Genomic DNA, 9823 nt, shown 5'->3' with positions numbered 1-9823 from the left:
ACCTTCAGGATTTCGGCGGATTGACCTTCTGCACCAGCTCATAAGCACGCACCGTCGCCGGGCGCTGCTTGATGTGGTTGAACCAGCGTTCTACATGTGGGAAGTCTTCCAGCTTCTGGCTCTGCCACTTGTGGGAAACGATCCACGGGTAGATCGCCATGTCGGCAATGCTGTACTCATCGCCAGCCACGAACGTGCGGTCGGCCAGGCGCCGGTCCAGCACGCCATACAGGCGGGCCGTCTCATCCACATAGCGTTTGATCGCGTAGGGAATCTTCTCCGGGGCGAACTGGCTGAAGTGGTGATTTTGCCCGGCCATCGGTCCCAGTCCGCCCATTTGCCAGAACAGCCACTGCAATGCTTCCTGACGACCGCGCAGGTCCTGGGGAATGAACTTGCCGGTTTTTTCCGCGAGGTACAGCAGGATTGCGCCGGATTCGAACAGGGAAATCGGCACGCCGCCGTCGGTCGGGTTCTGGTCGACGATGGCCGGAATGCGGTTATTGGGGGCGATTTTCAGGAAGTCAGGCTTGAACTGCTCGCCCTGACCAATATTGATCGGGTGCACCTCGTAAGGCAGACCGGCTTCTTCCAGGAACAACGACACTTTGTGACCGTTGGGGGTGGTCCAGTAATACAGGTCGATCATGAAGCTCTCCAAGGGTGGTGATGCTTGAGCGAATGCCTGTAGGTATAGGTGATGTTAGGGTGACGAAAATTCAATGAAACATTTGGGTCTATCGATATGGAAATTCGTGCGGGCGCAGCGTTGGTTTTGATTGATCAGCAAAAAGGCATTCATCATCCCAAGCTGGGGCGGCGCAACAATCCGCACGCCGAGGAGCGTATGCAGGCGTTGCTGGGGTATTGGCGGCGCGAAGATTGGCCGGTGATTCATGTGCAGCATTTGTCCCATTCGCCGGAGTCGGTGTTCTGGCCGGAGCAGGCGGGGGTGGAATTTCAGGAGGCGTTTGTGCCCCAGGCGGACGAGCAACTGATCCAGAAGCGGGTGCCGGATGCGTTTTGTGGGACGGGGCTGGAAGCGAGTTTGCGTGACGCCGGGATTCGGCAAGTGGTGCTGGTGGGCGTGGCCACCCATAACTCGGTGGAGGCCACGGCCCGCAGTGCCGGCAACCTGGGGTTTGAGACGTGGGTTATCGAAGATGCCTGCTACACCTTCGACAAGGCGGACTTCTTTGGACAGATGCATTCGGCGGAGGCGGTGCATGCCATGTCGTTGGGCAACCTCCACGGCGAGTACGCCACCGTCATCTCTTCAGAAACCCTCCTCCCGTAGGGGGGTCAGGCTACGGCGCCGTCCACCAACACCTGCAACGTCTGTTGCGAACACCGTTCGATACGGACCTGCACGCCATAGACTTCGGCAAACAGCGCCGCATCCAGCACTTCGTCCGCTGGGCCACAGGCATGTAACCGGCCTTGTCGCAGCACCGCGATATGGTCGGCATAACGCGCGGCGAGGTTGATGTCGTGCAGCACCACCACGGCGATCAAGTTGTGTTCCCGTACCAGGCCGCGCACGCAGTCCATGACTTTTAACTGGTAGTTCAAATCCAGCGCACTGGTGGGCTCATCCAGCAGCATCACCTGTGGTCGGCGCGCTATCAGTTGCGCCAGGCTGACCAGTTGCCGCTGACCGCCGGATAACGTGCTCAATAGCTGATCCGCCAGATGAGCGATACCAATCCGCTGCAACGCATCAAAGGCCTCGCGCATGCATGTGTCGCTTGAAAGCGGGATGCCATCGACATTCGCCACTCGCAACGCCGCGATTACGCTTTCCATCACGCTCAGGCTCAACCCCGGTGGCAGGTTTTGCGGCATGTAGGTCACGCGTCGGGCACGCTCGCCGACGGACATTTTCGTCAGGTCCAGGTCACCCAATCTGACAACGCCCTGCATCTTTTCCAGCCCGGCCACCGCTCGCAGCAACGTTGACTTGCCCGCACCGTTCGGTCCGATCAACGCGGTCAAACTGCCGTAGGCCAGGGGCGGCAAACTCAGGTCATGCACAATCTGGCGCCGGCCATAACTGACGTGGGCGTTCTGAATCGACAATCCCGTACTCATAACTGCCTCCCGCGCTTGAAAACCAGCAACACGAAAATCGGCACGCCCACCAGTGCGGTGACGATGCCCACCGGCACGATCACGCCGGGCATGATCAGCTTGCTAGCGATGGACGAAAGCGACAGCAGCAAAGCACCGACAAGCGCGCTGGCCGGCAGCAGGAAGCGTTGGTCTTCACCCACCAGGATCCGCGCGATATGCGGACCTACCAGCCCGATAAATCCGATGGTTCCCACAAACGCCACGGCGGTGGCCGACAGCAGGCTGATGCGCAGCAACGAGAAAAACCGCAGGCGTTTCACGTCCACACCAAAGCTCTGCGCGCGGTCTTCGCCCATGCGCAACAAGGTCAGGCGCGGGGCAGCAGCGAAGGAGAAGGGCATGACTACCGCGACCACCAACGCGAGGATGCCGAGCTTGTCCCAGTTGGCCCGGGTCACGCTGCCCAGGGTCCAGAACACCAGTTGTTGCAGCACGTCCTCGGTGGCGACCAGTTGCAACAGCGCGACCACCGCGTTGCAACTGAACACCAGGGCAATCCCGAACAGCACCAGGCTTTCCACCCCGGCACCGCGCAGGCGTGACATGGCTTGCAGCAAAAAGACCGAGGCGGCGGCAAACACAAACGCCGAGATGGAAATCGCCGTATTGGCCGACACCCACAGCGTTGTCACTGGAAACACAATCACCAGGGACGCGCCCAACGCCGCCGCCGAGGAAACCCCCAGGGTAAACGGACTGGCCAACGGGTTGTTGAGGATCGCCTGCATCTCGGCGCCCGCCAGCGAGAGTGCGCAACCGACCAATACCGCCATCAATGCGTAGGGCAGGCGCACGTTCCAGATAATCACCTGGTCGGTAGCGCTCAGGTGGGCCGGGTGCAACAAGCCATCGAGCAAGGCGCCAAGGCCCATGCCCGACGGGCCGCTGGCCAGGTCCACGAGGATCGCGCAAATCAGCGCGCCACCCAGCAGGGCCAGCAGCCAGAAGCGGCGGGCCAGCAGGCGGCGATAGCCTTGGCTGGCGGCGGCGAGGTCGAGGGTTTGAGTGGTCATTGGATTACACAATCTCGAAAACGATGGAGATCAAAATGTGGGAGCGGCGGTGCGACGATTCGACTTGCTCGCGAATGCGGTGTATCAGTCGACATATTCGCTGACGGGTACACCGCATTCGCGAGCAAGCCCGCTCCCACACTTACCGTGTTCCTACAGGAGGATTACTTGGGCTTGCCATCAATCCAGTAGGCACCCTGCAACGGCATGCCGAGGAACTGCTGGTTCATCGCTTCCATGGTCGCCTTCGGGTCCAGCTTCGCGAACAACTCCGGATGCACCCACTTGGCCAGCGCTTCAATCGCCAGCAGGTTGTACGGCGAGTTGTAGAAGTCATGCCACAAGCCGTGGGAATTGCCCTCACGAATCGCCCGAAGGTTCACAAACTCCGGGCGGGCCAGCACGGCGTCAAACGCGCCGCGCGCGTCTTCGTCGCTCACGCCAGCACCCAGAATCAACCCCGGCTTGTGATTGCCGGTGGCCACATACACATCCGGGTCAGCCTTCAGCGCGTACTCGACACTGATGTCCCCCAGCGCACCCGGCACTACGTCGGCGGCGATGTTGCGGCCGCCCACCAGCTTGATCACTTCCCCCATGCCGCTCTTGCCGGTGGTGTGGCCGGGTGCCTGCCAGGCGCCGGCCAGCAATTCCAGGAACACGCTCGGACGCGGGCCGGCCGGCAAGGTGGCGACGGCGTCGGTGATCACCTTGATGTGCTGGTCATAAAAGTCGAGGAACGCCTTGGCCTGGGTTTCCCGGCCGAGAGCCTGGCCCAAGGCGGTCATGCTGGCGTGGGTGCCTTGCACCGGGTTGATGCGGAAGTCGACGAACAACACCGCGATCCCTGCCTTGGCCAACACGTCTGCCACCGGGCTGTGTTCGGTCGGGCCGTGGCCGGAAATGCTGAACACGGCGAGGTCCGGTTTCAGCGAGAGGATTTCCTCGGCGCTGACGCTTTGTTCCGACGCCTGACCAATCAGCGGGATGTCCTTCACCGTCGGAAATTTCGCCAGGTAGGCGTTGTAGGTGTGGGCGTCGAGCAGCTTCAGATCATTCTGCCAGCCCACAATTCGTTGGAACGGCGCGTCTTTGTCCAGCAACGCAAAGGCCGAAATCAAGCGGCCTTCGCCGAGCACCACGCGTTGCACGTGGTCCGGCACGTCGACCTTGCGGCCCAGCACGTCGGTGACTTCATGGGCGGCGGCCGTTTCGGCGTGGCCAAGGATCAGCACGGCAAACAGCGCGCCCAGCTTGAGGAGGTTGCGGGGTTTCAGCATGGCGAGAACTCCAGGTGAAGGCGGCGCATCAGACATCGCTCCAGCGCCGCAAAAGGTTGTGATAGGCGCCGCTCAGTTGCAGCAGCGCGTGGTCGTCGGCATGTTGCGCGGTGAGACGTTGAATCGCCACGTCCATGTCCAGCAGCAGCTGGCGCTGGCTGTCTTCGCGCACCAGGCTTTCGATCCAGAAGAAACTGGCGATGCGTTCGCCTCGAGTGACCGGGTTGATCTTGTGCAGGCTGCTGCCGGGATAAATCAGCAAGTGCCCGGCGGGCAGCTTCACCGCGTGTTCACCGAAGGTGTCGCGGATCACCAGTTCGCCGCCGTCGTAGCTGGCCGGGTCGGCCAGGAACAAGGTGGCGGAGATGTCGGTGCGCACCCGTTCGCGCACACCCTTGAGGCCGCGAATCGCATTGTCGATATGCCAGTCGAAGGCTTCGCCGCCGCTGTAGCGGTTGAACAGGGGCGGGTAGATTTTCTTCGGCAGGGCGGCGGACATGAACAGCGCGTTGTCCGACAGCCGCGACAGAATCTGCTCACCCAGGCGAATCGCGACCGGGGCGTCTTCCGCCAGTTGCCGGTTGTTTTTCGCCCTGGCCGACCGCTTCCCGGCGGTAACCTTGCCATCGACCCATGGTTGATCGAGCAAGGTGGCAACGGCCACCTCGACTTCTTCGGCACTCAACAGGGCCGGGATTTCAATCATCACGGCTTAAAACTCATAGTCGACGCTGGCGGTGAGCGTGCGCCCGGCGCCCGGGATGCCGTAGAGCTGGAAGCCATCCAGGGACGCGCCAATCTGGCTGTAATAGAACTTGTTGAACACGTTGTTGAGGTTGAGGTTGACCGTGGTCTGCTTGCTCACCTTGTATTGCGCGGCCACGTTGTTGAGCCAGTAGCCGGGGGCCTTTTCGTGGTCGCGGGTGTAGATCGCGTACACGCCGGACGGGCCGTTGGCGTAGCTGCTGTTATTGTTCAAACCGCCGACGTATTTGTTGTCGCTGTAGCGGCGGCGTCCTACGTATTGCGCGCCGTAGCTCAGGCTCAGGTCGTCGGTAACGGCGTAGGTGGTCCACAGGTTGGCGGTCAGGTCGGGAACGTTCTTGGCTTCCTCACCTTTGTTGGCGCCTTTGGTCTGGGTGCTTTTGAGCGCCGAGAACCCGCTGTACACCGTCCAGCGCGGGTTGATATTGCCTTGCAGGCCCAGCTCCACACCGTCTACGCGCTTGGCGGGGAGGGCGCGTACCGGGGCGGTTTCGCCGTCCTGGTACTCCCAGGAGTTGTCCAGTTCGGTGCGGAAGATCGCGGCGGTGACGTTCAGCAGGTCGTGGGCAATGTCCCACTTGGTGCCGATTTCGTAGGTTTTCGACTTGGCCGGGGTGTAGTTGCTGGTGTTGGCTGCGCCGTAGATCTGGTTGTTGGTCGAGGCGCCCAAGGCCGACGGTTGTGCCGCTTCACTGTAGGAAGCGTAGATGCTGCCGTTGGGCAACGGCTTGTACACCGCGCCGACGCGTCCGCTCACTGCGCCGTCGGTGCTGCTGATGGTGGCTTGGCCGCGCTGGCTGGTTTCGGCCTGCCAATGGTCATAGCGTAGCGAACCTAGGACTTGCCACTGTTCGTTCAGGGTGAGGGTGTCACCGAGGTAAATACCGGCGTTGTCGATGACCGAGCGCGGGTCGCCCACGCCCTTGACGGTGGTGGTGCTGGCGAAGCTGTGGTTGGGGTCATTCATGTCGAAGAACAGATCGCCCGCCGGCACTTCGGCGTTGCGTTTCAGGCCGCCGTAGGTCTCGTGATAGAACTCAAGCCCACTGACAACAGCGTGCTCCAGGCCGCCGGTATTGAGCTTGAAGCTGAAGTCGGTCTGGTTGTCGAGGATGGTGTAGCGCTTGGACAAACCGAAGTCGCTGCCCCGCAGAATGCCGAAGGCGGTGTTGCCGCTGTTGGCGTATCCCGGGTAGGCATTTACTGTGCTGCCGGGCACCTGGCTGATCGGTCCTGCGCCGGTGTAGCCCAAGGTCGCACAGCGCGTGCCGGTGCAGGTTTTCTGGCCATTGGCGTTGGCAGCAAAGAAACGTGCGGGCGAGAGCACGGCGAAGTTGTCGGTGCGCTCCCACTTGGTCTGGTTTTTCAGGGTCGCTTCGTTCCAGTCGAAGTCATGTTCGAAGCGCGCGGTCAGCGAGGTGGTTTTGGTCTGCTGGGTGTACAGGTGTGAGTCGCCGTACCAGTTGGAGCGTTTAACGCCAGGCATGCGGTCGCCATCGGTGCCGCGCTGGATCGGCACGCCGCCGTCCGGGGTGTTGTCGTCCTTTTGATAGAAGGTGTCGATGAACAGGCGCGTGTCGGTGCCCAGGCCGAAGCCGAGGGAGGTCGCGATGCCCCAGCGGTCGTAGTCCACGTCGTCGCGCTCGGCCACCTGGTTGTAGTGTTTCATCAGGTTGATGCGCAGGGCGGTGGTGTCGTTGAGTTGTTTGTTGAAGTCGCCGGTGAGGCGGCGGTAGCTGTCGGTGCCGATGCCGGCCGAGAGCTTGTTGGCGTCCCCAAGGTGCGCTTCTTTGCTCACCAGGTTGACGCTGCCGCCTACAGCGGAAACGCCGGATTCGATCGAACCGGTGCCCTTGAATACTTCCGCCTGTTGTAGGTTGAAGGTGTCGGTACGGGTGGATTGGCCGGCATCGCGCACGCCGTCGACGGTCAGGCTTTGCTCAGAGGAAAACCCGCGAATCGAAAACAGGTCGCCCCAGCCCAGGTTGCCTTCGCCGGACATGAACGTGATGCCCGGCACGTTGCGCAACACTTCCTGCAAGGTTTGTGCGTTCTGCTCCTTGAGCACTTGCTGGGGGACGATGGTCACGCTTTGCGGCGCGTCCAGCAGCGGCTGGCTGATTTTTGCCGAGGTCACCCGGTCGACCTTGAAGGCTGAGGTGGCTTCGCCATCGATCTTGATTTCCGGCAGGCTCAGCACCGAATCATTGGACGCCGCTACCGGCGCATCGGCCCAGGCGGTGGGAGAAACGCTGCCGGCGGCAAGCAGGCCGAACATCGGCGCAAGGGTAGATTGCAGCGACAGGGCGCGAGGGGTAGGCAATGGCATTCGGAGTGACCTGGGCTAAATTACAATTAATCTCATTTAGATTCGGTAGTCTAAAGACCGATACCGGCCGCCACGCCGTGGCTTTGTAATGGGTATGCGCGATTACCGCTTCCCACAACATTCCATTACATTTGCGTGTACTCCTGGCTGACGTTTCGGCTATCTCCTGCCTTTTGAGTTTCGGACGAGTTGCCCCATGGCCAAGCAAGACCATCTGCTGATCGTTGATGACGACCCGCAAATCCGCCAGTTGTTGTGCGATTACCTGAGTGATGCCGGCTTCCAGGTGTCCACTGCCGGCGACGGCAAGGAAATGCGCCGCCGCCTCGCGCTGAATGTCATCGACCTGATCGTCCTCGACGTGATGCTGCCCGGCGAAGACGGCCTGAGCCTGTGCCGCGAACTGCGAGTCAGCTCCAACACGCCGGTGATCATGCTCACCGCCAAGGGCACGCTGATTGACCGGATCGTCGGCCTGGAAATCGGCGCCGATGATTACCTGCCCAAGCCATTCGACCCACGGGAGCTGCTGGTGCGGATCAAGGTGGTGCTGCGTCGGGTGCAGAGTTTTCCGGACCGGGCGCGGCTCGATGAAGCACCAAGCATCAGCTTTGCCGGCTGGCAACTGGACACCCGGGCGCGGCAATTGCTCTCGCCGGAAGGCGTGGTGGTCAGCCTCGGCAACTCCGATTACCGCGTGCTGCGCCTGTTGTTGCAGCATCCCAACCGGCCGCTGAGCCGCGACTTTTTGCTCAACCATGTGTTCGACAAAGACAGCACGCCGTTCGACCGCTCGATTGATGTGTGCGTCAGCCGCCTGCGTTCGCAATTGCCGGCCGGGTTGATCAAGACCGTGCGCAACGAGGGCTACATGCTCACCGCCGACGACGTGGCACTGCAATCGTGAAACTGCTGCCGCGTTCGCTGTTTGGCCGGCTGGTGCTGATTCTGGTCAGTGGCATGCTCGCGGCCCAGGCCCTGACCAGCAGCATCTGGTACGACATGCGCCACGGCCAGGTCCTGGAAATCCCCAGTCGACTGATCGCCACGCGGCTGGCGGACGTGGTACGGCTGGTGCACAGCGATCCGGCGCAGGCTGATGTGCTGATTAAGCTGCTCGATACGCCGCGCTTTCACCTGACCCTGAGTGATCACGCCAGTGAGGTGACAAGCAGCATCAGCGACAGCGACCAGGCCACCGAGCGCTTGCTGAATACAGTGCTGTCGGAGAAAACCGGCTACACGCAGACCCTGCATCTGTTGAGTCTCAAGTTGCTGGATGCCGAGGGCCAACACGCCGGGCTGTCGACCTTGCTCGGTTCCAAGCCAGTGGTGGGGCAGTTCCTGATTGACCTGCGTTTGCCGGACGGGCGCTGGCTGCAGGTGCAGGCCACCGAGGAGCAGGGCTGGACCAGCACCTCGCCGATGGACCTGTTGTTCGACTACGTGATGCGCATTTATCTGCTGCGGGTGCTGGTGCTGGTGATCATTGCCTTGGTGGCGGTTCGTTTAGCCATTCGCCCACTCAATGCCCTGGCCAAGGCTGCCGAAGCGTTGGGCCGGGACATTCAACGGCCGCCGCTGGCCGTCGATGGGCCCACCGAAGTACGCCGCGCCGCCCAGGCGTTCAACGCCATGCAACAGCGGCTGATCGCCAATATCGCCGAACGTACGCGCTTCCTTGCGGCGATTTCCCACGACCTGCGGTCACCCATCACACGCCTGCGGTTACGTACGGAAATGCTCGACGACAACCGCACCAAGGAGCGTTTTCGCAGCGACCTGGAAGAAATGGAGCACATGGTTTCCAGCACACTGGATTTTGTCAGCAGCGGCGAAATCAACGAGAAGCGCCAGAACATCGACATCAACGCCTTGCTGCAGAGCTTGCAGGCGGATCTGCAGGATGTGGGTGAGACGGTCACGATAGAAGGGCGGGCCAAGCAGCCACTGCCGGGGTATGCCCGCAGTCTCAAGCGGTGCGTGCAGAACCTGCTGGAGAACGCGGTGCGTTATGGCAGCGAAGTGGTGGTGCGGGTTGAGGACAGGGCGGACAGCTTGAAGATCGTCATCAGCGACCGTGGGCCGGGGATTCCCCAAGAACAGCTGGAACAGGTGATGGAGCCGTTTTACCGGGTGGAAGGCTCACGTAATGTGGAAACCGGCGGGTACGGGCTTGGGTTAAGCATCGCGCATACGATTGCCAGTGCCCATGACGGGCGGTTGAGCTTGAGCAATCGGGAACGCGGGGGATTGGAGGTGGTGTTGCAGTTTCAACGCAAATCCCAGCCTTGAAGTGCAGG

9 protein-coding genes are annotated in these 9823 nt (G+C 61.5%); 3 read left to right on the top strand and 6 right to left on the bottom strand.

The features are described 5' to 3' along the window. Positions 1-4 precede the first annotated feature (4 nt). Entirely contained in the window at positions 5-649 is a 645-nt protein-coding gene (locus SNL23_RS11525) for a glutathione binding-like protein (protein ID WP_318302299.1), read from the bottom strand. A 96-nt stretch (positions 650-745) separates the two neighbouring features. On the opposite strand from SNL23_RS11525, the gene SNL23_RS11520 reads away from it, so the two are divergent. Next, positions 746-1297, top strand: a complete 552-nt coding sequence (locus SNL23_RS11520; RefSeq protein WP_318302298.1) for a cysteine hydrolase family protein — start codon at positions 746-748, stop codon at positions 1295-1297. Positions 1298-1302: 5 nt separating this feature from the next. Here the strand turns inward: SNL23_RS11520 and SNL23_RS11515 are convergent, their stop codons facing one another. The 5 genes from SNL23_RS11515 to SNL23_RS11495 form a co-directional block, all read right to left on the bottom strand. Continuing rightward, positions 1303-2091: an ABC transporter ATP-binding protein gene (locus SNL23_RS11515; protein ID WP_076016575.1), complete on the bottom strand. Its 789-nt coding sequence runs from the start codon at positions 2089-2091 to the stop codon at positions 1303-1305. Next, positions 2088-3146 (bottom strand): FecCD family ABC transporter permease, encoded by a 1059-nt coding sequence (locus tag SNL23_RS11510; protein ID WP_076016576.1) that lies wholly within the window; start codon positions 3144-3146, stop codon positions 2088-2090. Before SNL23_RS11510 ends, SNL23_RS11515 begins: the two co-directional genes overlap by 4 nt. 164 nt (positions 3147-3310) lie before the next feature. Then, a complete protein-coding gene (locus tag SNL23_RS11505; RefSeq protein WP_318302297.1) occupies positions 3311-4426 on the bottom strand; it encodes an ABC transporter substrate-binding protein in 1116 nt (371 codons plus the stop codon). Between the two features lie 28 nt (positions 4427-4454). After that, positions 4455-5135 carry a Fe2+-dependent dioxygenase gene (locus SNL23_RS11500; protein WP_076016578.1) on the bottom strand — a complete coding sequence of 227 codons (681 nt, stop codon included), beginning with the start codon at positions 5133-5135 and terminating at the stop codon, positions 4455-4457. Between the two features lie 3 nt (positions 5136-5138). Beyond that, positions 5139-7520, bottom strand: a complete 2382-nt coding sequence (locus SNL23_RS11495) for a TonB-dependent receptor (protein WP_318302296.1) — start codon at positions 7518-7520, stop codon at positions 5139-5141. A 196-nt stretch (positions 7521-7716) separates the two neighbouring features. On the opposite strand from SNL23_RS11495, the gene SNL23_RS11490 reads away from it, so the two are divergent. Together SNL23_RS11490 and SNL23_RS11485 are read left to right on the top strand one after the other, a co-directional pair. Beyond that, a complete protein-coding gene (locus tag SNL23_RS11490) occupies positions 7717-8427 on the top strand; it encodes a response regulator (RefSeq protein WP_017479384.1) in 711 nt (236 codons plus the stop codon). Continuing rightward, positions 8424-9815: an ATP-binding protein gene (locus SNL23_RS11485; RefSeq protein WP_318302295.1), complete on the top strand. Its 1392-nt coding sequence runs from the start codon at positions 8424-8426 to the stop codon at positions 9813-9815. Before SNL23_RS11490 ends, SNL23_RS11485 begins: the two co-directional genes overlap by 4 nt. Positions 9816-9823: the final 8 nt, after the last annotated feature.

The organism is Pseudomonas sp. SED1 (assembly GCF_034044025.1).
In the GTDB taxonomy this organism is placed as follows: Bacteria; Pseudomonadota; Gammaproteobacteria; order Pseudomonadales; family Pseudomonadaceae; genus Aquipseudomonas.
The sequence above is the reverse complement of the archived record's forward strand: the minus strand, read 5'-3'. Positions and strand labels throughout refer to the sequence as shown.

What these genes read in the sequence shown, in the direction of transcription:
- SNL23_RS11515 (WP_076016575.1), bottom strand. Translation starts at nt 2,091, where the DNA reads ATGAGTACGGGATTGTCGATTCAGAACGCCCACGTCAGTTATGGCCGG.
- SNL23_RS11490 (WP_017479384.1), top strand. Translation starts at nt 7,717, where the DNA reads ATGGCCAAGCAAGACCATCTGCTGATCGTTGATGACGACCCGCAAATC.
- SNL23_RS11520 (WP_318302298.1), top strand. Translation starts at nt 746, where the DNA reads ATGGAAATTCGTGCGGGCGCAGCGTTGGTTTTGATTGATCAGCAAAAA.
- SNL23_RS11525 (WP_318302299.1), bottom strand. Translation starts at nt 649, where the DNA reads ATGATCGACCTGTATTACTGGACCACCCCCAACGGTCACAAAGTGTCG.
- SNL23_RS11495 (WP_318302296.1), bottom strand. Translation starts at nt 7,520, where the DNA reads ATGCCATTGCCTACCCCTCGCGCCCTGTCGCTGCAATCTACCCTTGCG.
- SNL23_RS11505 (WP_318302297.1), bottom strand. Translation starts at nt 4,426, where the DNA reads ATGCTGAAACCCCGCAACCTCCTCAAGCTGGGCGCGCTGTTTGCCGTG.
- SNL23_RS11510 (WP_076016576.1), bottom strand. Translation starts at nt 3,146, where the DNA reads ATGACCACTCAAACCCTCGACCTCGCCGCCGCCAGCCAAGGCTATCGC.